Source organism: Nonomuraea pusilla (assembly GCF_900109355.1).
Classification (GTDB): domain Bacteria; phylum Actinomycetota; class Actinomycetes; order Streptosporangiales; family Streptosporangiaceae; genus Nonomuraea; species Nonomuraea pusilla.
In genome coordinates, this window is the sequence record NZ_FOBF01000024.1 from 12,952 (window position 1) to 37,156 (window position 24,205).

24 protein-coding genes are annotated in these 24,205 nt (G+C 74.2%); 16 read left to right on the forward strand and 8 right to left on the reverse strand.

Features of this window, described 5'->3' with window-relative positions:
• Nucleotides 1-144 precede the first annotated feature (144 nt).
• Nucleotides 145-690: a hypothetical protein gene (locus tag BMX74_RS35560; RefSeq protein ID WP_091104940.1), complete on the forward strand. Its 546-nt coding sequence runs from the start codon at nt 145-147 to the stop codon at nt 688-690.
• 74 nt (nt 691-764) lie between these two features.
• Here BMX74_RS35560 and BMX74_RS35565 read toward each other — a convergent pair whose 3' ends face one another.
• From BMX74_RS35565 to BMX74_RS35585, 5 genes are all read right to left on the reverse strand, one after another.
• Nucleotides 765-2,804 carry a bifunctional aldolase/short-chain dehydrogenase gene (locus BMX74_RS35565; protein WP_091104942.1) on the reverse strand — a complete coding sequence of 680 codons (2,040 nt, stop codon included), beginning with the start codon at nt 2,802-2,804 and terminating at the stop codon, nt 765-767.
• Between the two features lie 4 nt (nt 2,805-2,808).
• Nucleotides 2,809-3,969 carry an L-rhamnose isomerase gene (rhaI, locus tag BMX74_RS35570; protein ID WP_091104943.1) on the reverse strand — a complete coding sequence of 387 codons (1,161 nt, stop codon included), beginning with the start codon at nt 3,967-3,969 and terminating at the stop codon, nt 2,809-2,811.
• A 10-nt stretch (nt 3,970-3,979) separates the two neighbouring features.
• Nucleotides 3,980-4,297, reverse strand: a complete 318-nt coding sequence (locus BMX74_RS35575; RefSeq protein ID WP_055505487.1) for an L-rhamnose mutarotase — start codon at nt 4,295-4,297, stop codon at nt 3,980-3,982.
• A 123-nt stretch (nt 4,298-4,420) separates the two neighbouring features.
• The gene (locus BMX74_RS43470; RefSeq protein ID WP_177227644.1) at nt 4,421-4,795 is read right to left on the reverse strand and encodes a hypothetical protein; all 375 of its coding nucleotides are present in this window, start codon (nt 4,793-4,795) and stop codon (nt 4,421-4,423) included.
• Nucleotides 4,796-5,019: 224 nt separating this feature from the next.
• On the reverse strand, nt 5,020-5,592 hold the full coding sequence (locus tag BMX74_RS35585; RefSeq protein ID WP_091104945.1) for a hypothetical protein: 573 nt from the start codon (nt 5,590-5,592) through the stop codon (nt 5,020-5,022).
• A 232-nt stretch (nt 5,593-5,824) separates the two neighbouring features.
• Here BMX74_RS35585 and BMX74_RS35590 point away from each other — a divergent pair, with 232 nt between their 5' ends.
• From BMX74_RS35590 to BMX74_RS35625, 8 genes are all read left to right on the forward strand, one after another.
• Nucleotides 5,825-6,838, forward strand: coding sequence for a LacI family DNA-binding transcriptional regulator (locus BMX74_RS35590; RefSeq protein ID WP_091104947.1), 1,014 nt, complete (start codon nt 5,825-5,827; stop codon nt 6,836-6,838).
• Nucleotides 6,823-8,274 carry a rhamnulokinase gene (locus BMX74_RS35595; protein WP_256257469.1) on the forward strand — a complete coding sequence of 484 codons (1,452 nt, stop codon included), beginning with the start codon at nt 6,823-6,825 and terminating at the stop codon, nt 8,272-8,274. The genes BMX74_RS35590 and BMX74_RS35595 overlap by 16 nt, the downstream gene beginning before the upstream one ends.
• A 65-nt stretch (nt 8,275-8,339) precedes the next feature.
• The gene (locus BMX74_RS35600) at nt 8,340-8,636 is read left to right on the forward strand and encodes a helix-turn-helix domain-containing protein (RefSeq protein ID WP_091104948.1); all 297 of its coding nucleotides are present in this window, start codon (nt 8,340-8,342) and stop codon (nt 8,634-8,636) included.
• Complete coding sequence (gene fdh, locus BMX74_RS35605) at nt 8,633-11,863, forward strand: formate dehydrogenase (RefSeq protein WP_091104950.1); 3,231 nt, start codon at nt 8,633-8,635, stop codon at nt 11,861-11,863. Before BMX74_RS35600 ends, fdh begins: the two co-directional genes overlap by 4 nt.
• Before the next feature lie 5 nt (nt 11,864-11,868).
• Complete coding sequence (locus BMX74_RS35610; RefSeq protein WP_082535251.1) at nt 11,869-12,720, forward strand: 4Fe-4S dicluster domain-containing protein; 852 nt, start codon at nt 11,869-11,871, stop codon at nt 12,718-12,720.
• Nucleotides 12,721-12,763: 43 nt separating this feature from the next.
• Nucleotides 12,764-13,825, forward strand: coding sequence for an NrfD/PsrC family molybdoenzyme membrane anchor subunit (nrfD, locus tag BMX74_RS35615; RefSeq protein WP_176573457.1), 1,062 nt, complete (start codon nt 12,764-12,766; stop codon nt 13,823-13,825).
• A complete protein-coding gene (locus tag BMX74_RS35620) occupies nt 13,822-14,076 on the forward strand; it encodes a hypothetical protein (RefSeq protein ID WP_091104952.1) in 255 nt (84 codons plus the stop codon). The genes nrfD and BMX74_RS35620 overlap by 4 nt, the downstream gene beginning before the upstream one ends.
• Nucleotides 14,077-14,085: 9 nt before the next feature.
• Nucleotides 14,086-14,622: an NUDIX hydrolase family protein gene (locus BMX74_RS35625; RefSeq protein WP_055505494.1), complete on the forward strand. Its 537-nt coding sequence runs from the start codon at nt 14,086-14,088 to the stop codon at nt 14,620-14,622.
• 76 nt (nt 14,623-14,698) lie between these two features.
• On the opposite strand, the gene BMX74_RS35630 is transcribed toward BMX74_RS35625, so the two are convergent.
• Together BMX74_RS35630 and BMX74_RS35635 are read right to left on the reverse strand one after the other, a co-directional pair.
• A complete protein-coding gene (locus BMX74_RS35630) occupies nt 14,699-16,357 on the reverse strand; it encodes an arylsulfatase (protein ID WP_177227645.1) in 1,659 nt (552 codons plus the stop codon).
• Nucleotides 16,358-16,508: 151 nt separating this feature from the next.
• On the reverse strand, nt 16,509-17,411 hold the full coding sequence (locus BMX74_RS35635) for a sulfotransferase family protein (RefSeq protein ID WP_091104955.1): 903 nt from the start codon (nt 17,409-17,411) through the stop codon (nt 16,509-16,511).
• A 121-nt stretch (nt 17,412-17,532) separates the two neighbouring features.
• Between BMX74_RS35635 and BMX74_RS35640 the strand changes: the two genes are divergently transcribed.
• The 5 genes from BMX74_RS35640 to BMX74_RS35660 all read left to right on the forward strand — a co-directional run bounded on the left by BMX74_RS35640 (nt 17,533) and on the right by BMX74_RS35660 (nt 22,255).
• Complete coding sequence (locus BMX74_RS35640; protein ID WP_055505497.1) at nt 17,533-18,702, forward strand: anhydro-N-acetylmuramic acid kinase; 1,170 nt, start codon at nt 17,533-17,535, stop codon at nt 18,700-18,702.
• A 166-nt stretch (nt 18,703-18,868) separates the two neighbouring features.
• Nucleotides 18,869-19,384, forward strand: coding sequence for a winged helix-turn-helix transcriptional regulator (locus BMX74_RS35645; RefSeq protein WP_337959877.1), 516 nt, complete (start codon nt 18,869-18,871; stop codon nt 19,382-19,384).
• Nucleotides 19,385-19,549: 165 nt separating this feature from the next.
• Nucleotides 19,550-20,353: a carbon-nitrogen hydrolase family protein gene (locus tag BMX74_RS35650; RefSeq protein ID WP_055505498.1), complete on the forward strand. Its 804-nt coding sequence runs from the start codon at nt 19,550-19,552 to the stop codon at nt 20,351-20,353.
• A 72-nt stretch (nt 20,354-20,425) separates the two neighbouring features.
• Nucleotides 20,426-21,112 carry a sensor domain-containing protein gene (locus tag BMX74_RS35655; RefSeq protein ID WP_091104957.1) on the forward strand — a complete coding sequence of 229 codons (687 nt, stop codon included), beginning with the start codon at nt 20,426-20,428 and terminating at the stop codon, nt 21,110-21,112.
• 39 nt (nt 21,113-21,151) lie between these two features.
• Nucleotides 21,152-22,255 (forward strand): ATP-binding protein, encoded by a 1,104-nt coding sequence (locus tag BMX74_RS35660; protein ID WP_143078888.1) that lies wholly within the window; start codon nt 21,152-21,154, stop codon nt 22,253-22,255.
• Here BMX74_RS35660 and BMX74_RS35665 read toward each other — a convergent pair.
• On the reverse strand, nt 22,219-22,929 hold the full coding sequence (locus BMX74_RS35665; RefSeq protein WP_091104960.1) for an MOSC domain-containing protein: 711 nt from the start codon (nt 22,927-22,929) through the stop codon (nt 22,219-22,221). The genes BMX74_RS35660 and BMX74_RS35665 overlap by 37 nt on opposite strands.
• 75 nt (nt 22,930-23,004) lie before the next feature.
• Between BMX74_RS35665 and BMX74_RS35670 the strand changes: the two genes are divergently transcribed.
• Nucleotides 23,005-23,586 carry a protoglobin domain-containing protein gene (locus BMX74_RS35670; protein WP_091104961.1) on the forward strand — a complete coding sequence of 194 codons (582 nt, stop codon included), beginning with the start codon at nt 23,005-23,007 and terminating at the stop codon, nt 23,584-23,586.
• Nucleotides 23,576-24,193, forward strand: coding sequence for a MarR family winged helix-turn-helix transcriptional regulator (locus BMX74_RS35675; protein ID WP_218154154.1), 618 nt, complete (start codon nt 23,576-23,578; stop codon nt 24,191-24,193). Before BMX74_RS35670 ends, BMX74_RS35675 begins: the two co-directional genes overlap by 11 nt.
• The last annotated feature ends 12 nt before the right edge of the window (nt 24,194-24,205 follow it).

Here is a 24,205-nt window from a genome sequence, read left to right on the forward strand (position 1 = left end):
TCCTCATGACTTTGCTGTGTGAAAATGATGCACGGGATGGGATGAATATGCAAGCCGGGCCGGGGCCGCCCGGGTCAGGCGCGGGGCGGCGGGTTTGCAGTGCGGCTCAAACCGCTTCCAAGTGGCGCGGTGCAGGATGCCCGCATGAGCGAGTACTTGCCCGATCTCACCTTCGTGACACCGGCCGGGAGCGGCGACCGGGGGCCCGGACCGGCCGGGCGCGTGATCATCGTCCTGCTCTGGCTGGTGGTCTGCGCGCTGCCGGTGGTGCTGGCCGTGCCCGACCTCAGGCTCGCGGCGGGGAAGACGGGAACGCCGGGGACGCTGACGGTGGTGTCGTGCACGGCGCTCGGCCAGGGCCGCTACGACTGCAAGGGCAGGTTCACCCCGGACGGCGGCGGCCCCGCCGTCGCGGTGGCGGCCTCCCCCGACTCCGACGCCGGGGACGTGCTGCGCGCCCGGCTCACGCCCGAGGGCGACAGGGCGGTGCCCGCGGGGACCAAGGGCGTGCTCGCCGCGCTCACCCTGCCCGCGGTGGGGGTGGGCGGCCTCGGCTTCCTGCCGTACGTGATCGGCTACTGGCGGGGCGCGGGACGGCGGACGCGGCGCGGCCTGGCGGTCGCGGGCGCCCTCGTGACCGTGGGCGGGCTGGCGATGGTGATCGTGGGCATGGTGGCGGCGTACGCCTGAGCAGGATGGTGGCGCCCGTACCCTGAGCAGGCGGGCGGCGGGGGTGGGCGCGACCCCCGCCGCCAGGGCGGGCGTCAGCGCAGGAAGGCGGCGGCGACGCCGGCGTCCACCGGGATGTGCAGGCCGGTGGTGTGGGTGAGGTCGCCGCCGGTGAGCGCGAAGACCGCGGCGGCCACGTGCTCGGGCAGCACCTCCCGCTTCAGCAGGGTGCGCTGGGCGTAGTACTCGCCGAGCCGCTCCTCCGGCACCCCGTACACGGCGGCCCGGCGGGCGCCCCAGCCGGAGGAGAAGATGCCGGAGCCGCGCACCACGCCGTCGGGGTTGACGCCGTTGACGCGGATGCCGTGCTCGCCGAGTTCGGCCGCGAGGAGGCGCACCTGGTGCGCCTGGTCGGCCTTGGCGGCGCCGTAGGCGACGTTGTTCGGGCCCGCGAAGACGGAGTTCTTCGAGGAGACGTAGACGACGTCGCCGCCGACGCCCTGCTCGATCATGACGCGGGCGGTCTCCCTGGAGACGAGGAACGAGCCGCGCGCCATGACGTCGTGCTGGAGGTCCCAGTCGTCGAGCGTGGTCTCCAGCAGCGACCTCGACAGCGACAGCCCGGCGTTGTTGACGACGAGGTCCACGCCGCCGAAGGCCAGCACGGCCCGGCGCACGGCGGCGACGACCTGCTCCTCGTCGGTGACGTCCACGGCGACGGCGACGGCGGCGTCCGAGGGGTGCGCCGCCTTCGCGCCGATCTCGGCGGCCACCTTCTCGGCGGCGGCCAGGTCGCGGTCGGCGACGACGACGCAGGCGCCCTCGGCGGCCAGCCGCCTGGCGGTGGCCGCGCCGATGCCGGAGCCTCCGCCCGTGACCAGCGCGACGCGCGTCGCCAGCGGCTTGGGCTTGGGCATGCGGCGGAGCTTGGCCTCCTCCAGCTCCCAGTACTCGATGCGGAACTTCTCCGACTCGGGGATGGGGGCGTAGGAGGAGACGGACTCCGCGCCGCGCATGACGTTGATGGCGTTGACGTAGAACTCGCCGGCGACGCGCGCGGTCTGCTTGTCCTTGCCGAACGAGAACATGCCGACGCCGGGCACGAGCACGATCGCCGGGTCGGCGCCGCGCATCGGCGGGGAGCCGGGCACGGCGTGGCGCTCGTAGTAGGCGGTGTAGTCGGCGCGGTAGGCGTCGTGCAGCTCGCGCAGCCGCGCGACGGCCGCCTCCACCGGGGCGTCCGGCGCGAGGTCGAGCACGAGCGGGGCGACCTTGGTGCGCAGGAAGTGGTCGGGGCAGGACGTGCCGAGCGCGGCCAGCCGCGGGTGCTCGGCGCGGGCGAGGAAGTCGAGCACCTCGGGGGTGTCGGTGTAGTGGCCGACCACGCGCGCGTCGGAGGAGGCCAGGCCGCGGATCACCGGGAACAGCGCGGCGGCGCGGGTGTGCCGCTCGGCCTCCGGCAGCGGCTCGCGCACGACCGGGCCGAACGGGTCGGGGCGGCCGTGCTCGGCGAGGTACGCCTCGGCCGTGCGGATGATCTCCAGGGAGCGGGACTCGCACTCGGCGGAGGTCGAGCCCCAGGCGGTGATGCCGTGGCCGCCGAGGACGCAGCCGACGGCCCGCGGGTTGTCGCGGGCGATGGCGGCGATGTCCAGCCCGAGCTGGAAGCCGGGCCGCCGCCAGGGCACCCACACCACGCGGTCGCCGAAGACGCGCCGGGTCAGCTCCTCGCCGTCGGCGGCGGTGGCGATGGCGATGCCGGCGTCGGGGTGCAGGTGGTCGACGTGGGCGGCCTCGACCAGGCCGTGCATGGCGGTGTCGATCGACGGCGCGGCGCCGCCCTTGCCGTGCAGGCAGTAGTCGAACGCGGCCACCATCTCGTCCTCGCGCTCGACGCCCGGGTAGACCCGGGTGAGGGCGCGCAGGCGGTCCAGGCGCAGCACGGCCAGGCCGGCCTCGGTGAGGGTGCCGAGGTCGCCGCCGGAGCCCTTCACCCACATGAGCTCGACGTCCTCGCCGGTGACGGGGTCGGGCGCGCTGCCCTTGGCGGAGGCGTTGCCGCCCGCGTAGTTGGTGTTGCGCGGGTCGGCGCCGAGGCGGTGCGAGCGCTCGATCAGTTCGTTGACGACGTCCATCGGGTCAGGCCCCCCAACCGGCCTGGGTGCCGCCGACACGCTCGGCGGCGATCTTGTCGGAGTATCCGGATCTGGCGTACGCGGCCATCGGGTCGGGGTCGAGCCCCGACTCCTCGCGCAGCTCGGCGAGCAGCGGGCGGACGTCGGTGTTGTAGGCGTCCATGAGCACGGCGTTGGCGCCGAGCACGTCTCCCGCGTCCTGGGCGGCGCGCAGGGCGGCCGCGTCGACCAGGAGGGCCTTGGCGGTGGCCTCCTGGACGTTCATGACCGACCTGATCTGGCCGGGGATCTTGGGCTCGATGTTGTGGCACTGGTCGAGCATGAAGGCGACGCCGGTCCGCGGGTCGAGCCCGCCGCCGCGGACCACCTCGTGCATGATCCGGAAGAGCTGGAACGGGTCGGCGGCGCCGACCATGAGGTCGTCGTCGGCGTAGAAGCGGGAGTTGAAGTCGAACCCGCCCAGCCTGCCCTCGCGCAGCAGGAACGCGACGATGAACTCGATGTTGGTGCCCGGGGCGTGGTGCCCGGTGTCGACGACCACCTGCGCCTTCGGGCCGAGCCTGAGGCAGTGGGCGTAGGCGGTGCCCCAGTCGGGCACGTCGGTGGCGTAGAAGGCGGGCTCGAACAGCTTGTACTCCAGCAGGAAGCGCTGGCCGTCGCCGAGCCGCTCGTACACGGCCGACAGCGCCTCGGCGAGGCGGTCCTGGCGGGCGCGGAGGTCGTCCTGGCCGGGGTAGTTGAGCCCGTCGGAGAACCACAGCTTGAGCGTGTCGGAACCGGTGGCGTCCATGACGTCCACGCACTCCAGCAGGTGGCCGAGTGCCTTGCGGCGCACCCGCGGGTCGGGGTTGGTGACGCTGCCGAGCATGTAGTCGTCGTCCTGGAAGACGTTGGAGTTGATCGCGCCGATGGCGACGCCGTGCTCGCGGGCGTGGCGGGCCAGGTCGGCGTAGTCGTCCACCGCGTCCCAGGGGATGTGCAGGGCGACGGTGGGCGCCGCGCCGGTGTGGGCGTGCACCTGCGCGGCGTCGGCGAGTTTCTCGTACGGGTCGCGCGGCACGCCCTTCTGCGCGAACACCTTGAACCTGGTGCCGCTGTTGCCGTAGGCCCACGAAGGGGTCTCGATGCGCTGGGCGCGCAGCGTGGCCTTGATGTCGGTCGTCATGGGTCCCCGATCAGTCCAGGTGGAACACTTCGTCGAGCGGGCGCATGCCCTCGTCGGGGCGCCCGTCGAGCTCCTCGAAGAAGGGCGCCATCTCGGCCTGCCAGCGGGCGTTGACCTCGGTCGCGGCCATCGCCTCGCGCGCGGACCCGAAGTCGTCGGTCTCCAGGTAGCCCACGAGCAGGCCGTCCTCGCGGAGGAAGAGCGAGTAGTTGCGCCAGCCGGCGCCGCTGAGCGCGTCGAGCATGTCGGGCCAGACCTCGCGGTGGCGCTCCCGGTACTCGTCGAGCCGCTCCTCGCGGACCTTGAGCAGGAAGCAGACGCGTTGCACGGACGCCCTCCTTCGAAACGTTTTAATACGGTCGGTCAGGAAACTAGGGGTCGTGGCGCTCGCTGTCAATGCGGCGCCGGCTGCGCCGCGGGCGTCGTGACCCGCGGTCGGTGTTGCCACGTTTTAAGGCGTACGGCTCCTGGCGTCGACCGCGACGGCTACCAGGGCGAGCTGGCCGACCACCAGCGGCGCCGTCACCGGCACCGACGCCGCGACGACCCCGGCCGCGCCCGTCGCCATCACCAGCAGCGCGGTGCCGTACGCGTCGCGCGCGGCGGCTCCGGCGGCCGCCGCCGCAACCTCGCGCCAGGCGGCGCCGGGCCGCCAGGCAGCCGCCGCCCGCAGCCCCACCACGAACGCGGCGGCGGCGAGCACCGGCACCAGCACGGCCAGCGCCCGGTGCCCCGGCACCCCCGCCCGTACCGCCGCCCAGTCCAGCAGCAGCACCGCGGCGAGCGCGGCGGGCGCCGCGAACCCCGGCGGACCGCCGCGCGCCACCTCCCGCAGCGCCGCCCAGTAGGCGCGCGGCGGGTGGTGAACAGGTCGTAGTCGGTGAACGACAGGTAGAGCGAGGCGAGCATCGGGCCGCGGGTCAGCAGCAGCACCGCGCCCGCGGCCCAGGGCGACAGGAAGAGGTAGGCGATGCCGGCGCGCTCCTTGACCCGGGTCCGGGGCGGGGCCGCCGCGACCCGCTCACGCCGCGCAGTGGTGGTGGCCATGTCTCACCCGGCGAGGTTCTGCTGGGCCTCGGCGTAGTACCGCCTGGCGGCGTCCTCGGGGGTGAACTTGCCGTACATGACGTCCTCGTAGAGCTTGTTGAACAGCAGGAAGTTGGCGCTGGCGCCCTTCGGCGGGGCGGGCGGGCCGAGCTTGACCTGGCTGGAGATCGACTCCTCGTACGCGTGGACCTGCTTCCACGGGCCGCTCAGGCCGGGGGTGATGGCCACGCGGGTCCTGAGGTTGGCGGGCAGGCCGCGGGCCATGCCGAGGATCTTGCCGGCCTCGGGGTCGTTGACGAGGAAGTCGGCCAGCTTGAGCGCGGCGTCCCTGTTCTTGGCGCGGTCGTAGACCGACAGGATCATCGGCGGCTCGGCGTACAGGCCGAGCTCGGCGCCGACCTGGGGCAGCGGGGCGAGGGCCATCTCGCGGCCGTAGGTCTCCCACGCCTTGTCGCCGATGGCGGAGTCGGGCTGGAACTCGGAGGCCGAGAGCTTGCACACCAGCGGGCTGCCGTCGTAGACGGCGGTGGACGTCTCGACCTTGATGGTGGGGTTCTTCTTCATGAACAGGGCCACGGCCTCGTTCGTGACCTCGGCGCGGTCGTCGTTGCCCCACCAGGCGAACCCGATCGTGACCTTGCCGCCGGCTCCCGAACGTTACAGATCGTCGGTCTTGACGGGAGACGCTGGCCGCGCTGCAGCGAAGAACGTTTCAATCTGAAACGTTTCAATCCGTAGGGCCCGGGTGGCGGCCGCGCGTTGCGCCACCGCTGGCGCGGGAGCGGTTTGTACGTTTTAATGAGGGCCCATGTCCATGGTCAGCATCAAGGACGTCGCCGCGCACGCGGGCGTCTCCCCCGGCACGGTCTCCAACGTCCTGAACCGGCCGGGCAAGGTCGCCACCGCGACCAGGGAGCGCGTCGAGGCCGCGATCAAGGAGCTCGGCTTCGTCCGGCACGGCTCGGCCTCCACGCTGCGCGCCGGGCACAGCAGGACGATCGGCCTCAGCGTCATCGACATCGGCAACCCGTTCTTCACCGAGGTCGCCGCCGGGGCCGAGGACGTCGCCAGCGAGCTCGGCTACGCCGTCATCCTCGGCAACTCCGCGGGGTCGGAGGAGAAGGAGGGCCGCAACCTGCGCGTCCTGGCCGAGCAGCGGGTGCGCGGGGTGCTGATCACGCCCTCCGGCGAGGACCCCGCCAGGCTCGACCGGCTGCGCGAGCGCGGCATCAGCGTCGTGCTCGTCGACCATCCCGCCCACCGGCCCGACCAGTGCGCGGTCGCCGTCGACGACGTCGCGGGCGGCCGGGCCGCCGTCGCCCACCTGCTCGCGGGCGGCGCCCGCGACCTCGCCTACGTCACCGGGCCGCTGACGATCCGCCAGTGCGTGGAGCGGCGCGAGGGCGCGGCGGCGGCGCTGCGGTCCGCCGGGTTCGACCCCGACGGGCTGCGGGTCCTGGAGATGGCCACGATGACCGCCCGCGCCGGCGAGAAGGCCGGGGCCGACCTGCTCGACGCGGGCCTGCCCGACGCCGTCTTCTGCGCCAACGACCTGCTGGCGCTCGGCGTGCTGCGGTCGCTGCTGCGCGCCGGCGTCCGGGTGCCCGACGACGTCGCCCTCATCGGCTACGACGACATCGACTTCGCCGCCGCCTCGGCGGTGTCGCTCAGCTCGATGCGGCAGCCCACGTACCAGCTGGGGCGCATCGCCACCGAGCTGCTGCTCGACGAGTGCGACAACCCGGAGACGCACGCGCACCAGCACATCATGTTCCAGCCCGAACTGGTCGCCAGGGAGTCCACCCGTTGCCCCGCAGCCTGACCCGCACCGCCGCCGCCCGGTCCCGCTTCGCCGCCGTCGACCTCGGCGCCTCCTCGGGACGCGTCATGGTCGCCGACCTGTCCGACGGGCTCACCCTGACCGAGGCGCACCGCTTCCCCAACGGGCCGGTGCGGGTGGCCGGCCGCCTGCACTGGGACGTCCTCGGGCTGTACCGGGAGGTGCTGCGCGGGCTGTCCGCCGCCGGGCCCGTCGCCTCCGTCGGCGTCGACTCGTGGGCGGTCGACTACGGCCTGCTCGACGGGCGCGGCGCCCTCATCGGCAACCCCGTGCACTACCGCGACGAGCGCACGGCGGGCGTGGCCGAGCGGGTGGCACGGGAGCTGGGGGCCGAGACGCTCTACGACGTGTCCGGGCTCCAGGTCCTGCCGTTCAACACCGTCTACCAGCTCCTGTCCGACCCCGACGCCGCGCGCGCCGAGACGATGCTGCTGATCCCCGACCTGCTCGGCTACTGGCTGACCGGGCAGCGCGGCGCGGAGGTCACCAACGCCTCCACCACCGGCCTGCTGGACGTGCGCACCAGGCAGTGGGCCTGGCCGCTGATCGAACGGCTCGGGCTGCCGGCGCGGCTGTTCCCAACCCTGCGCGGCCCCGGCGAGCCGGTCGGCGGGCTGCGCGGCGACGTGGCGGCCGAGCTCGGCCTGGCCGCCGGCGTGCCCGTCACCGCGGTCGCCTCCCACGACACCGCCTCCGCCGTGGCCGCCGTTCCCGCGTCAGGGCCCGCCTTCGCCTACATCTCGTGCGGCACCTGGTCGCTGGCCGGCGTCGAGCTGCCCGGTCCCGTGCTCACGCCCGCGAGCAGGGCCGCCAACTTCACCAACGAGGCCGGCGTCGACGGCACCGTCCGCTACCTGCGCAACGTCATGGGGCTGTGGCTGCTGCAGGAGTGCCTGCGCGCCTGGCCCGGCTCCGACCTGGCGGACCTGCTGAAGGCCGCCGAGGCCGAGCGGCCGTTCGCCGCGGTCGTCAACCCCGACGAGCCGGCGTTCCTGCCGCCGGGCGACATGCCGGGCAGGATCGCGGCCGAGTGCCGGCGCACCGGGCAGGAGCCGCCCTCGTCGCCCCCGGCGTTCGTCAGGTGCGTGCTGGAGAGCCTCGCGCTCGGCCACCGGCGGGCCGTGCGGCAGGCGGCCGAGCTGTCGGGACGCGACGTGGAGGTCGTCCACCTCGTCGGCGGCGGCTCCCGCAACGAGCTGCTGTGCCGGCTCACCGCCGACGCCTGCGGGCTGCCCGTGGTGGCCGGCCCCGCCGAGGCCACCGCGCTCGGCAACGTGCTCGTCCAGGCCCGCGCCGCCGGGCTGGTCTCCGGCCTCGCCGAGATGCGCGCCCTGGCCGCGACCGCGCAGCCGCTGCGCGTCTTCGAGCCGTCCGGCGACGGCCACGCCTGGGACGAGATCTCCGCACGCCTGCTCTGACCTCGCGTTTTCCCCGTACGGCGGAGGGGGAGGATTCCCGACCTGAGTCATCGCCGGGGGGAACGATGCCGAGCAAGGAGCAGGTCCTGCGGCTGCTGTCGCAGGGACACGACTACGGCGACATCGCCGAGCGGCTGGGCATTCCCGCCGGCCGCGCGTACCTCATCGCGACGGGGGTCCCGGCCGACGGGAGCGACAGCGTGGCCAGGGGCAAGCCGGGACGCGAGGGGCTGCTGACCTCCCGCTCCCAGCACCTGGTGAACCCGCGCGAGGTCAACCCGGTCACGCGCAGGGACGTCCACGCCTGGATCCGGCGGCGGGCCTGGATGGACCGCCCGATGCGGGAGGCGGCGCGCGGATGAACGAGCGCGTGTGGCCGGTGCTGCGGCAGCTCACCGGCAAGGACCGTCTGGGCAAGGGGGCCGCCGTCAGGTCGGCGGCGACGGCCGCGCTGCGGGCCCGCACCGCCGGCGCCGACCGGGTCGTGAAGTCCGTGTGCCCGTACTGCGCGGTGGGCTGCGCCCAGAACGTGTACGTCAAGGACGAGAAGGTCGTCCACATCGAGGGCGACCCAGACTCGCCGATCAGCAGGGGCAGGCTGTGCCCGAAGGGCGCGGCGACCCTGCAGCTCACCACCGACTCGCGGCGGGCGCGCAAGGCGCTGTACCGCCCGCCGCACGCCGCCGACTGGCAGGAGATCGACCTCGACACCGCCATGGACATGGTGGCCGACCGGATCATCGCGACCCGCCGCGCGACGTGGGAGGCGGAGCACGAGGGCAAGCGCACCAACCGGACGATGGGCATCGCCAGCCTCGGCGGCGCGACGCTCGACAACGAGGAGAACTACCTCATCAAGAAGCTGCTGACCGCGCTCGGCGTCATCCAGATCGAGAACCAGGCGCGGGTGTGCCACAGCTCGACCGTGGTGGGCCTCGGCACGTCGTTCGGGCGGGGCGGCGCCACCACGTTCATGCAGGACCTCGTCCACTCCGACTGCGTCGTCATCCAGGGGTCGAACTTCGCCGAGGCGCACCCCGTGGGCTTCCAGTGGGTGATGGAGGCCAAGGCGCGCGGCGCGGTCGTCATCCACGTGGACCCGCGCTTCACCAGGACGAGCGCGCTGGCCGACCTGCACGTGCCGATCCGGGCGGGCAGCGACGTGGCGTTCCTCGGCGGGATCATCAACCACGTCCTCAGCAACGAGCTGTACTTCCGCGACTACGTCCTGCACTACACCAACGCCGCGACGATCCTCAGGGAGGACTACCGCGACGCCGAGGACCTCGACGGGCTCTTCTCCGGATTCGACCCGGACACCCGCACGTACGTGACCGACTCCTGGGAGTACGAGGGCATGCCGGTCGTCACCGCCACCGGCACGAGCGAGGAGGCCGCCCGCGGGGTCGGCGGCCGCGTGCCCGAGGGGTGGAGCGAGATGCACGGCGCCGCGGGCGCCACCCTCACCGGCACCGCGCAGCGGGACGAGACGCTGCGCCACCCGCGCTGCGTCCTGCAGGTGCTGGCCAGGCACTTCGCCCGGTACACGCCCGAGATGGTGGAGCGGGTGTGCGGCGTGCCGCAGGACCTGTTCGCCGAGGTGTGCAGGCACCTGACGGAGAACTCCGGCCCCGACAGGACGTCCGAGTTCGTGTACGCGGTCGGCTGGACGCAGCACAGCGACGGCTCGCAGTTCATCCGCGCGGCGAGCATCCTGCAGCTGCTGCTCGGCAACATCGGCAGGCCGGGCGGCGGCATCCAGGCGCTGCGCGGCCACGCCAGCATCCAGGGCTCCAGCGACATCCCGACCCTGTTCAACCTGCTGCCCGGCTACATCCCGATGCCGCACGCGCACGAGCACCAGACGCTGGCCGACTTCCTGCGGTCGGACGCGCCGCACCAGGGCTTCTGGGCGGACATGCCGGCGTACCTGGTGAGCCTGCTCAAGGCCTGGTGGGGCCCGTCGGCGCGGCCCGACAACGACTTCCGCTTCGACTGGCTGCCGAGGATGACGGGCAGCCACAGCACGTACGACACGGTGCTGGCGCAGCTCGACGGCACCTGCAAGGGCTACATCCTGCTCGGCGAGAACCCGGCGGTGGGCTCGGCCAACACGAGGATGCAGCGCCTCGGCATGGCGAAGCTGGACTGGCTGGTGGTGCGCGACCTGAACCTCATCGAGAGCGCCACCTGGTGGAAGGACGGCCCGGAGATCGAGACCGGGGAGCTGGTCACCGAGGACATCGGGACGGAGGTGTTCTTCCTCCCCGCCGCCACGCACACCGAGAAGAGCGGCAGCTTCACCAACACCAACCGGCTGCTGCAGTGGCACCACCGGGCGGTCGACCCCGAGGGCGACGCGCGCAGCGACCTGTGGTTCATGTACCACCTGGGACGCATCATCAGGGAGAAGCTCGCCGGGTCCGCCGACCCGGTGGACGCGCCGATCCTCGACCTGACCTGGGACTACCCGGTGGAGGGCGAGCAGGGCGAGCCGGTGGCCGAGGCCGTGCTCGCCGAGATCAACGGCTGGGACGCCGAGGGCCGGCCGCTCAGCCGGTACACGCAGCTCAAGGGCGACGGGTCCACCGTGTGCGGCTGCTGGATCTACTGCGGCGTCTACGCCGACGGCGTGAACCAGGCGGCCCGCCGCAAGCCCGCCGACGAGCAGGACTGGATCGCCTCCGAGTGGGCGTGGGCGTGGCCGGCGAACCGCCGCGTCCTGTACAACCGGGCCTCCGCCCGCCCCGACGGCCACCCCTGGAGCGAGCGCAAGAAGCTCGTCTGGTGGGACGAGGCCGCCGGCCACTGGGCCGGCTTCGACGAGCCCGACTTCGAACGCGACAAGCCGCCGGGCTACCGGCCGCCCGAAGGCGCTTCCGGCACGGCCGCGCTGTCCGGCACCGACCCGTTCATCATGCAGCCCGACGGCAAGGGGTGGCTGTTCGCGCCCGCCGGGGTGGTGGACGGCCCGCTGCCCACGCACTACGAGCCGCAGGACTCCCCGGTGGTCAACCCGCTGTACGGCCACCAGCGCAACCCGGCCCGCAAGGTGTACGAGCACCCCGACAACCGCTACCACCCGAGCGGCCACGAGCCGGGCGCGTCGGTCTACCCGTACGTGGTGACGACGTACCGGCTGACCGAGCACTTCACGGCCGGCGGCATGAGCCGCGGCACGCCGTACCTGGCCGAGCTGCAGCCGGAGATGTTCTGCGAGGTGTCGCCCGAGCTGGCGGCCGAGCGGGGGCTCGTCCACGGCGGCTGGGCCACGATCATCACGGCCCGCAACGCCATCGAGGCGCGGGTGATGGTGACCGACAGGATGCCGTCGCTGCACCTGGACGGCCGGGTGGTGCACCAGATCGGCCTGCCGTTCCACTTCGGGCCGAACGGCCTGGCCAGGGGCGACGCGGCCAACGAGCTGTCGTCCATCTCGCTCGACCCGAACTCCCACATCCAGGAGGTCAAGGCGCTGTCGGCGGACATCAGGCCGGGCCGCAGGCCGCGCGGGCCCGCGCTGCGGGAGATGGTGGCGGCGTACCGGGAGCGGGCGGGCATCGTCGCCGGCACGGGAACGGAGGTGTGAGGCGCATGGACCTGGAGACGGCCCTCCCGGGCGCGCGGGACGAGGAGGCGGGGTACGCGGAGCGGCCCGCCCGCATGGGGTTCTTCACCGACACCAGCGTGTGCATCGGCTGCAAGGCGTGCGAGGTGGCCTGCAAGGAGTGGAACGCCGTACCGGACGACCTGACGGCCTTCACCGGCATGTCGTACGACAACACGGTGGGGCTCGGGGCGGACAGCTGGCGGCACGTCGCGTTCATCGAGCAGCGCAAGCCGCTCGGCCACCAGACGCCCGGCGTCGGCGACATGGACTTCCGCTGGCTCATGGCGTCGGACGTGTGCAAGCACTGCACGCACGCCGCCTGCCTGGACGTCTGCCCGACCGGGTCGCTGTTCCGCACCGAGTACGGCACGGTGGTCGTGCAGCAGGACATCTGCAACGGCTGCGGCTACTGCGTGCCCGCCTGCCCGTTCGGGGTGATCGGCAAGCGCGAGAGCGACGGCCTGGCCGCCAAGTGCACGCTGTGCTACGACCGGCTGCAGGTGGGCCAGGAGCCGGCCTGCGCGAAGACCTGCCCCACCGACTCCATCCAGTTCGGGGAGCTGGACGAGCTGCGCGAGCGCGCGGAGCGGCGGCTGGAGCGGCTGCGGGAGAGCGGCGTGTCGTCGGCCCGCCTGTACGGCCACGACCCGGACGACGGCGTCGGCGGCACCGGCGCGTTCTTCCTGCTGCTCGACGAGCCGGAGGTGTACGGGCTGCCGCCCGACCCGGTGGTGACCACCAGGGACCTGCCGTCGATGTGGCGGCACGCGGGCGCGGCGGCCGCCGCCCTGCTCGTCGGCCTGGCGGCCGTGGCGTGGAAGGGACGCAGGCGATGAGGAGCCCGGACCAGGGGGCGCGGACGGTGGAAGGGCGCGGGCGATGAGCGCGGGCACGCACCACGGCATGGGGGCCAGGACCGGCCCGCCCACGGCCGACAGCCAGACCGACGTCCGCATGGACGGCACGAGCGGCCTGCGGCACGAGCGCGACGCCACACCCGGCTCGGCGGGGCTCGGCCGGGTCGGCAGGCGGCCGATGGTGCGGGGGCGGGAGTTCCGCTCCTACTACGGCCTGCCCGTGCTGAACGAGCCGACCTGGAAGGACCACGACATCGCCGGGTACCTGTTCCTGGGCGGCCTCGCGGGCGCGTCGGCGACGCTGGCGGCGGCGGCGGAGCTGACCGGGCGGCCCGACCTGGCGCGGGCGGGCAAGGTGGGCGCGGCGGGGGCGCTGGCCGGCTCGCTGTACTCGCTGATCCACGACCTGGGCCGGCCGGAGCGGTTCATCAACATGCTGCGCGTGTTCAAGGTGACGTCGCCGATGAGCGTCGGCACCTGGATACTCACCGCGTTCGGTCCGCAGTGCTTCGCCGCGGCGGGCACGGCGGTGACCGGGTGGTTCCCGCGGCTCGGCCGCGCCGCCACCGTGGGCGCCGGGCTGACGGGCACGGCGGTGGCGACGTACACGGCGGCGCTCATCAGCGACACCGCGGTGCCCGCCTGGCACGACGGCTACCGCGAGATGCCGTTCCTGTTCGCCGGGTCGGCCGCGGCGTCCGCGGGCGGGCTCGGCATGCTGGCCGCGCCGCTCGCCGAGGCGGCGCCCGCGCGGCGGGCCGCGGTGCTCGGCGCCGCCGTCGAGTCGGTGGCGGCGCGGCGGATGGAGCGGCGGCTCGGCCACGTCGGCGAGCCGCTGCGGCGCAGCAGGCTGCTGCGGCTGGGCGCGGCGCTGTCGCTGGGCGGCGCGCTGGCCGGGCAGGTGCTGGGCGGCAGGAGCAGGGCCGCCGCGGTCGCGGCGGGCGCCGCCCTGCTGGCCGGGTCGGCGTGCACCAGGTTCGGGATCTTCCACGCCGGGATGGAGTCGGCGGGCGATCCTGCGTACACCGTGGAGCCGCAGCGCAGGCGGCTCGCCAGAGCAGAGGCGGAGCGCGATCTCGGATGAACAGGAAGACACTGGAGTACGTGCCGTTCGTCGGCATCGTGATCGCCGTGTGCGCGGTCTCGTGGGTGGCCGGTCAGCCCGCCCACGCCCGGCTGTGGCGGGCCCGCTCCCGCCGCGTCTCCAGGGCGTGGCGCGGGGCGGCCCGCGACGGCGTCTCCTGGCTGCGTGACGGCGTGGCGTGGGACGGCGCGATCGCGAAGGGCGCGTCCCTGCTGCGGGGCGCGGGCGCCCGGCGGCGGGCCGCGACGTAAGATCGGCAGATGACCGAACAGACCGAAACCGCACCGGGCTGGCTCGCGCCCGAGCACCTGGAGCAGGTGCGGGGCCAGATGCCGATCCTCTACATCGACGCGGTGCCGGTGCGGGTCGACGAGACAGGCGTCGTGACCCGCGTCGGCCTGCTGCTGCGCATCGCGCCCGACGGCACGGTCACCCGGGCGCTGGTGTCCGGCCGCGTCCTGCACCACGAGCGGATCCGCGACGCGCTGCTGCGCCACCTGGAGAAGGACCTCGGCCCGGTGGCGCTGCCCGCCATCCCGGCGTCGCCGCAGCCGTTCACGGTAGCCGAGTACTTCCCGACGCCGGGCGTCACGCCGTACCACGACCCGCGCCAGCACGCCGTCTCGCTCGCCTACATCGTGCCGGTCGCCGGCGACTGCCGCCCGCGCCAGGACGCGCTCGACCTCGTGTGGTTCACGCCCGAGGAGGCGGCGTCGCCGATGGTGCAGCAGGACATGGCGGGCGGGCAGGGCGTGCTGCTCAAGCAGGCCCTCGCGCACGTCGGACGGCTGCCCTAGCGGCCGGGGAGGCCCTTCACCTCGCCGCCGCGCGCGGTACCAGCGGGCGGCGGCCGTGCCGTCACCGCTCGCGGTGTCAACGGGTGGCGGCCGTGCCGTCACCGCTCGCGGCGGCACCCGCCCGCCGGCGTCGGCGGAAGACGTGCCGCCCCCGGGACGTGCGGAAGACGGCCCGCGCCGTCACGCCGGCCGGGTCCGCGCCCGCCAGCGGGAACACCGCCGAGGTCTCCTCGCCCGGCGCCAGCGTCCCCGCCGGCGCGCTCGCCGGGCGGGCGCCGCCGACCGACAGCTCCACGTCGCGCCAGGACACCGCCGAGCCGTTGCGCAGCGTCACGGTCAGGCGGCCGTCGGCCACGGCCAGCTCCATCCCGTACGGCAGGCGCGGGTCGGGGCCGATCGACCGGTCCAGCCTGGCGACCAGGTCGGCGGCCAGCGCGGGCCTGAGCGCGGCCAGGTTCCGCCGCTCCCCCGGGTCGGCGTCGAGGTCGTACAGCTCGACCCGGCCGCGCGGCCCGGCTCCGGCGATGTGCGGCGCGAACCTGATGGCCTTCCACCGGCCGCGCCTGATCGCCTGCATCTTGCGCGGCCGGTTCCACACCAGGTGGTCGTGGGCGGGCGCGCCCTCACCGGTGAGCAGCCCGCGGAACGAGCGGCCGTCGAGATGCGCGGGGGCCGGGACGCCGGCCAGGTCCGCCAGCGTCGGCAGCACGTCCCACGAGGCCACCGGCTGCGTCTCCACGCGCGGCCGCAGCCGCGGCGACCAGGCGATGAACGGCACCCGGATGCCGCCCTCGTAGAGCTGGCGCTTGACGCCGCGCCAGGGGCCGTTCGCGTCGAACAGCTCCGGGGTGACGCCCTTCTCGTGGTGCGGGCCGTTGTCGCTGGTGAACAGCAGCAGCGTCCGTTCCGCTGCCCCGGTCTCGCGCAGCGTGCGCACCAGCGCGGCCACGTCCGCGTCCAGCCTGCTGACCTGCGCGGCGTGCCGGCGGTTGGCGCGCGTCCACGGCTCGTGCTCGTAGCGGCCCGCGTCGCCCGGCACCACGCTCGGCGCGTGCGGCAGGTTGGAGGCGAAGTACAGCAGGAACGGCTCGTCGGCCCGCCGCCTGATGAACTTCTGGGCGCGCCGCCTGAACAGGTCGGGCGCGTAAGCGCGCCCGCCGAGCTCCACCCGCTCGCCGTTGTGCCACAGGTACCGCGGGTAGTACTCGTGGGCGTGCTTGTGCCCGATGTAGCCGAAGAACTCGCCGAACCCCCGCTCGTTCGGGTGCGACGGCTGGCCGGGCTCCTCCGGGCCGAAACCCCACTTGCCGATGCAGGCCGTACGGTAGCCGGCGAGCTGGAGCAGCTCCGCGAACGTGACGTCCGCCGACGTCAGGGAGCGCTGCGGCCCGCCCTCCGGGTTCTCGCGGACCGTGCCGTGGCCCGCGTGCAGCCCGGTCAGCAGGGCGCAGCGCGACGGCGCGCACAGCGGCGCGCCCGAGTACGCCGTCTCGAAGCGCACGCCCTCCGCCGCCAGCCGGTCCAGCGTGGGCGTGCGGGCCAGGCGCTGGCCCTGGCTGCCGATCTCCCCCCATCCCAGGTCGTCGGCGAGCACGACCACGACGTTGGGCCGCGACGGCAGCCCGGCGCGCGCCCCGGGGGTCGGGGTGGCGGCCGCGGCGGCGCCGGTGGGAGGGACGGAGATGCCGGCCAGGGTCCCGGCCAGGAAGGCACGACGAGAAGGCCCGTTGATCACGCATGGCAACATAGCGGGAGCGCGGGCGAATAGCGGGCAAATGCCGAGCGAACTCTCCAGCCACCGGACGGCCGCAGGACTGGCCCCCGTACGGCCACCGCCCGCCGCGTTCCCCGTCACGCCCCTCCCAGGCCCCTCGCCGGGGCCCTCGTCAGGCGTCGTCGGGGAGGTAGCCCCAGAGGCGGCAGACGTCCCGCAACCCCGCCGGGACCTCCTCAGGCGACGGCAGCGGGCGGCCCGCCACCACCGTGCCGGCCCGGATCTTGTCCCGCCAGTCGCCCACGCCCTTCACGAACGCGCCGTGCTCCTTGTCGCCGTAGCGCAGCATCGACGGTTCCCACTCCACCCCGAGGAACGCGCACAGCCGCCGCAGCACCGCCTCCGGGTCGGACACCAGCTCCTCGTACCTGACGGTCAGCCCGTCCAGGTTCGTCCTGGCCTCCTCCAGGTACGTCATGTAGCTCAGAGTGCGCGGCACCGCCTCCTCCATCGGCCGCCTCTCCGGGTCGGCCTCGTGCCACGACTGCGCGATCGACACCGGGTGCCGCAGCAGGAAGACGTACCTGGCGTCCGGCCAGCACGTCGCGATGCGCCGCCAGGCGAAGACGTTGCTCGGCGTCTTCTCCACCAGGACCGGCTTGCCGCTGCGGGCGAGCTCCCTGTGCAGCAGCCGGTCCCAGACCAGGTGCTCCAGGTCGCTGTGGGTGTGGCCGAGCAGCTGCATCGCCTGGCGTACCGGGTCGGTGAGCAGGCCGACGGTCATCCTGCGGAAGTGCGTCTCGATCGGGGAGTGGACGCGCGAGTGGCTGTTCAGCATGACGCGCAGCAGCGTGGAGCCCGAACGCACCGACGACAGGAGGAACACCGGCTCGCGCAGCAGCCTGTCGCAGGACGGGTCCACGGGCGGGCGCACCTCGTCGCCCGGCAGTCGCAGTGTCTCCGGCGCGGGCTTGGGCGGCGGCTTCGGCGCCGGCGGGGACTTGGGCGGCCGCCGCCTCACCGTGTAACCCGTCAGGCCCTCAAGCGTCGCGTTCGCTCTGTACCTCCAGCTCATGGGCAGGAAAGGTAGAGGCGGCCGGTGAACCCCGGGTGAATGACGGCTGTGAGGACGCCGCCGTCCATGGCGCGGACCCCCGGGTGGTAGGGTCGCGCGAGATCTTCGCAGGGAGGACGGCATGAGGGTACTCGGGATGATCTCCGGCACCTCGCACGACGGCATCGACGTCGCCGTCGTCGAGTTCCGCCTGGCAGGCTCCGTGCTGGAGGGCCTGGTCGGGCACACCGCGAGCACCCCGTACCCGGCGGAGCTGCGCGCCAGGCTGGCCGCGGCGCTGCCGCCCGCCCCCACGACGCTGGCCGAGGTGTGCGAGCTCGACACCCTCATCGGCCAGAGCTTCGCCGAAGCCGCCGCCCGCGCCGTCGAGCTCGGCGGCCCCGTGGACCTCGTCGTCTCCCACGGGCAGACGGTCTTCCACTGGGTGGAGGGCGGGCACGCGCGCGGCACGCTGCAGATCGGGCAGCCCGCCTGGATCGCCGAGCGCACGGGCGTCCCCGTGCTGTCCGACGTCCGCGTCCGCGACATCACCGCGGGCGGCCACGGCGCGCCCCTGGTGTCGGTGCTCGACGGCCTGCTGCTGGCCGGGCACGAGGGCGGGGCGGCGGCGCTCAACCTGGGCGGCATCGCCAACATGACCGTGGTGCGCGGGCGCGACCTCGTCGCCTACGACATCGGCCCGGCCAACGCCCTCGTCGACGCCGTGGTGTCCAGCAGGGGGCTGCACCCGCGCGGCTTCGACGAGGACGGCGCCGTCGCGGCCTCCGGGCGCGTGGACGAGCGGCTGCTCGGCGTGCTGCTCGACGAGCCCTACTACCGGCTGGCGCCGCCGAAGAGCACCGGCAAGGAGCTGTTCCACCTGGCGTACGTCGAGGAGGCGCTGGCCAGGGCGGGCACCCGGCCCGGCGACGCCGACCTGGTGGCGACGCTGACCGAGCTGACGGTGCGGACGGTCGCGAGGGACGTCGCGGCGGCGGGGGTGTCGGCCCTCGTGGTGTCCGGAGGCGGGTGTCACAACCCGGTCGTCATGAAGGGCCTGCGGGAGGCGCTGCCCGGCGTGGACGTCGGCCCGTCCGACGCCTACGGCGCGCCGTCCGACGACAAGGAGGCGATCGCGTTCGCCCTCATCGGCTGGTGCACCGCGCACGGGCTGCCCGGCACCGTGCCGTCGGGCACGGGGGCCCGCGCGCCGCGCGTCCTCGGCACGCTCACGCCGGGGGCGGGGCCGCTGGTCCTGCCCGCCCCGCTCACCGCCTCGCCCGAGTCGCTGGTCCTGCGGAGAGTTGGATAGTCCAACCCACCGTTGCTAGGGTCGAGGGGGAAGCACTGGAAGTCGCGCGTCTTGGAGCGGCGCGGGGCGACCAGGAAGCCCGGGGAGACCGAGTTCCCCGAGAGGCGCGGGCTCGGAGACGTGCCGGCTCGAAGACGTGCCGGCTCGGAGATGGACCGGCTCGGAGATGGACCGGCTCGGAGACCTCGGGCTGCGGAGAGGCGCGGGAGGCGTGGTCATGCCGTCACGGCCCAGGCAGTGCTCGATCGCGAACGCGCTGGCCGTCGTCGGCGAGCGGTGGAGCCTGCTCGCCCTGCGCGAGATCATGCTCGGCGTGCGGCGTTTCGACCAGATCGCCCGCAACACCGGAGCCAGCCGCGACATCCTCACCGCCAGGCTGCGCAAGCTCGTCGAGGTCGGGCTGCTCGAACGCCGCCAGTACGAGGAGCACCCGCCGCGCTACGAGTACGTCCTCACCGAGCCCGGGCGGGCGCTGCACACCGTCCTGCTGGCCCTGATGTCGTGGGGCGACCGGTACGTCACCGAGGGCGAGCCGCCGACGGTGTGGCGGCACTCCTGCGGGGAGGTGCTGGAGCCGCTCACGGTGTGCGCCCACTGCGGCGAGCCGGTCCGCACGGAGGACATGACCCTGCTCCAGGCCGACCACCCCGACACCGACCACCCCCGGCCCGGCCCGCGGTAACCGGATCGCCCCGGGCAGCGGGCGGCTCGGGGCGATCCGGTTACCGCATCGCCCCGAGCCGTCGGCGGCTCGGTTCGGACGCCCTCGGCGGCCGGCGCCCCCGCCTGTCCTGATCGGATCAGCCCCGGTCGGCCTGTCCCAGGCGGATCGGTCACAGTAGGGGGCGTGAGAGTCCTCCTGATCCAGCCGTCCCGCTGGTCCCCCGACGGCCACGCCAACTTCGACGCGGCCGAACGGCTCCTCGCCTCCTCCGGGTCCGGGTCCGAGGGGCCCGTGGCCTGCGACTCCCCGCTCGGCGGAGGCGACGTCGTGCTGCTGCCCGAGCTGGCGGGCTCCGACCTGACCCGCCCCGACTACCTGGCCAGGGTCCGCGACCTGGCCGCCGGCACCGGCCTGACCGTCGTCGGCGGCTCCCACCACGACCGCACCCCGGACGGCACGGTCAACCGGGGCGCGGTGGCCGACCCCACGGGCGCGATCGTCGCCGAGTACGCCAAGGCCCACCCGTACGGCGTGGAGCACGAGTCCGGCGTCGTCCCCGGGGACCCCGGCGGCGCCTTCACCCTGGGCGGCCGGCGGCTGCGCGTGCTGCTCTGCGCCGACCTGTGGTACTCCTCCAGCCTGACCGGCGGCGACGACGTCGTCCTCGTGCCCGCCTTCTCCGTCACCCGCTGGGACGGCCCCGCCGCGGCCCGCGCGCTGTGGCGGCACATGAGCGTGGCGCGGGCGTACGAGTTCATGGCGTACGTCGCCGTGAGCGACTGGCGGCACGAGGCCGACTACCACGGGCGGCCCTGCGCCGGCGTCACCGGCTTCGCCGACCCCTGCCCGGCCGACCCGTCCGGCTTCCACGTCACCCCGTCCGCGCCGGTGTCGGTCCGGGCACTCGACTTCGACCGGCTCGACGCGTTCCGCGCCGACCGGGCCGCCCGCGGCTTCGCCCCGCGCCCGGCCGGTTCCCAGGGGTAGGGAGAGCCCTACCACGGAGAGGGCCGTACGCATGATCGAGGCGGGGCGCCGCGTCCCCGTAGCGTTCCTGCCATGACCACGCTCCGCCGGCGCGTCGCCGCCGACACCCGTTACACCCTGGCCGGCTTCCCCGTCGCCTTCGCCGCCTTCTGCGTGGCACTGATCGGGCTCTCCGGCGGCCTGGGCGCCGCCGTCGCCTTCGTCGGCCTGCCCCTCCTGGCCGGGAGCGCCGTGCTGGTGAGGAAGTTCGCCGACGTCGAGCGCGCCGCGCTGCCCGGCGTGCTCGGCCACCCGGTGGGCCACCCCTCCTACCCGGAGGCCCCCGAGGGCGCGGGGTGGCTGCGCCGGCTGATGAACCCGCTGGCCACGCCCCAGGGGTGGATCGACCTGCTGCACGCCGTGATCGCCTTCCCCGTCGCGCTGGTCTCGTTCGTCTTCTCCGCCGTGTGGTGGGCAGGCACCGTCGCCGGGCTCACCTTCCCCGTCTACGGCTGGGTGATCGCCGCCATCCCCGGGGTGGACGGCGGCCTGCCCGAGCTGCTCGGGTTCGGGCACGGCCCGGTCGCGTTCGTCGTCTTCAACACGCTGGCCGGGGTGCTGTTCGCGCTCACGCTCGTGCCGGTGCTGCGCGGCGCCGCCCTCCTGCGGGCGAGCCTCGCCGAGGCCATGCTCACCCGCCCGGCCCCGCGCGCCGCCACCACCCGCCGCCGGACCGCTCTGGACGACGCCCCGCTGCCGCCGTACTCGGTTCGGAGGTGACGACCCGCCGACCCCCGTATACCGTGCGGGGATGACGTGGTGGGCGACACTCCCCTCGGGCCGGGTGACGCGCCTCGACGGCGCCGACCCGGCCGCCGTCGCGTCGGCGCTCGACCGGCCGCGGACTACCTGGCGGCCGTCGACGTGGCGGTCTGGACGCCGGGCCGGTCCGGTGGGCGTCCGCTGAGCTTCCAGCCGCTGCCCGACTTCACCGCCGTCGCGGGCGACCCCGACGAGTTCGCCGAGGCCGTGGAGGCGGCGATGGCGTTCCTCGTGCCGCGCGTACGGCTGGAGGCGAACACGGACAAGGCGCAGCTCGGCCAGGCCGTGCTGCGCAGAGCCCTCGCGCACTACGGCCGCGGCCGCGCGACGAGCCTGCGGGGGCTCGCCGCGCTGCTGTCGGACCTGCCGGACGGCGTGAGCGAGGTGGCGGGCGCGCCGCGCATCGCGGCGAACCTGGCCAGGTCGCTGACGGCCGCGATGGACAACGACCCGCTGTTCGGCGGCGCGGGCACGCCGGTGGACCCGGCCGTGCTGCTGACGCCGCCGGAGGGGAAGCGGGCGCGGGTGTCGGTGATCAGCCTCGCCGGGCTGCGGTCGGACGAGCAGCGGCAGAGCTTCGTGGCCAGGCTGCAGATGGAGGTGTTCCTCTGGTTCAAGCGGAACCCGGTCGCCGACCGCCCGCTGGGCGGGCTGTTCGTCATGGACGAGGCGCAGACGTTCGTCCCGGCGACGGGCGGCGGCGTGCCGTCGGTCCGCAGCACCACGCTGCTCGCCTCGCAGGCCCGCAAGTACGGCCTGGGCCTGGTGTTCGCCACGCAGGCCCCGAAGGCGCTGCACAACCAGGTGCCGGGCAACGCCACGACGCAGTTCTTCGGGCTGCTGAACGCGCCGGTCCAGATCGCGGCGGCCAAGGAGATGGCCCGCGCGAAGGGCGGTGAGGTGCCGGACGTGGCGCGGTTGAGCTCGGGAGAGTTCTACGTGGCGCTGGAGGGCGGGGCGTTCGTCAAGGCGCGGGCGCCGATGTGCCTGACGTACCACCCGAAGGCTCCGCTGACGCTGGACGAGATCCTGGAGCGGAGCCGCGGCCCCGCTCCCCGGCCGGGTCAGGTTCCGGCGATCCTGGACGTGTCGTCGTCGTAGCGGCCGTCCAGCCGGGCGGTGAGGGTCTCGACCCAGCGGGCCGGGAGGTCGGCGCGGGCGGCCAGCAGCCGGCGGACGCCGTCGAGGTCGTGCCGGTCCACGTTCATCACGCGGTTGACCTCGGCGACGGTGAGGCCGTGGGCGGGCACGTCCTCCAGGTGGATCCCCTGGCCGCGCTCCACCTGTCCGGGCGCGAGGACGCGCAGGTAGAAGCCGGTCCTGCTGATCCGCTGGAGTTCGACGGGCAGCCGGCGGGCGCCGGTGAGCGCCGCGTGCCTGGCCGCGATCTTGTAGCAGGGGCGGCGGGGCTGGCTGACCTGGACGAGGGCGGTGCCGACCCGGTAGGTGGCGCCGATGACGACCTCGGCGTCGAGCAGGCCGCGCGTCGTGAGGTTCTCGCCGAAGGCGGCCGGGCCGAGCGGCCCGCCGAAGCGCTCCTCGACGTGCGGGTAGTGCTCGCCGGGGTAGACGCACACGGCCTTGTCGGGGCCGCCGTGGTGCCGCCTGTCGCCCTGCTCGTCCCCTTCCAGCCCTTCGGGGCCGACCGTGACGGGCCCCTCCACGGGTGACTTGACGTACGCGGACGCCACCGGCCGCCCGCCCCACCGCAGGGTGCCGGTGCGTCCGGCGTACACCGCGAGCACCCTCGCGCCGGTGTCGGGGTTGCTGCCCACCTTGACCTCTCCCTGTCCTGCGGTCCATGATGGCCGCCCTAGGAAACATAGGAGTCCTAACTATAGGAGGAGACCATGACGGAGACCATCGCGGGGTACGGCTACGGCACGGCCGGCCGCTCCCCGGTCACCATGAAGGACCTGGAGGAGCTGCGCGCGAGCGTGCTGTTCGGGCCTGAGGACGAGAAGGCGCTGCGGCTCGCGGGCGACGTCCTGGAGGACCAGGTGGAGGACGTCCTCGACGTCTGGTACGGCTTCGTCGGCGCGAACCCCCACCTGCTGGCCTCGTTCTCCACGCCCGGCGGTCAGCCGGTCGGCGAGTACCTCGACAGGGTCAGGGCCAGGTTCGGCCAGTGGATCCTCGACACCTGCCGCCGGCCGTACGACCGGCAGTGGCTCGACTACCAGCACGAGATGGGCCGGCGGCACACGTCCCTGGGGAAGAACCGCGCCGACGCGGCGGACGCCGCCTCCCACGTGCCGATGCGCCACGTCATCGCGCTGATCTACCCGATCACCGCGACCGTCCGCCCGTTCCTGGAGCGCAAGGGCCACGCGCCCGAGCAGGTCGAGGCGATGTTCCAGGCGTGGTTCAAGAGCGTCGTCCTGCAGATCGCACTGTGGACGCGCGCTTACGCTGATGTCCGTGAATGGTGACGCAGGCCACCCGCCCGACCAGCCGCCGCTGGACCGCCGCCTGGCCGACGCGCTCGAACGGCTGACCCATGCGGTCAGGACGCTCGCCGTGGCGGGGTCGCAGGCCAACGGGCTGAGCGTGGTGCAGCTCCACGCCCTGCTCGCGCTCGCCTCGCACCCGGCGGAGCGCCGCCGGGTGGGGGCGCTGGCGGAGGAGTTCGCCGTGACGGCGCCGACGATGAGCGACGCCGTCAGCGCGCTGGAACGCAAGGGCCTCGTGGTCCGCGCCGCCGTGCCGGGCGACGCGCGCCGCCGCGAGCTCACGCTCACCCCCGAGGGCGAGGCGCTGACCGCGCGCCTCTCCGGCTGGGACGGCCCCCTGCTGGAGGCGCTCGGCACGCTTCCGGCCGAGGAGCGCGCCGCGCTGCTGCAGGCGGCGCTCGACCTCATCGCCGGGTTGCGGCGCGCCGGCGTCATCACCGTGGACCGCAGCTGCGTGTCGTGCCGCTTCTTCCGCAGGGACGCCCGCGACGACCCGGCCGCGCCGCACTACTGCGGGCTGCTGGAGCAGCCGCTCCCCCGGGCCGGCCTGCGCGTGTCCTGCCCGGAGCACCAGCCCGCCACCTGAACAGCCAGGACC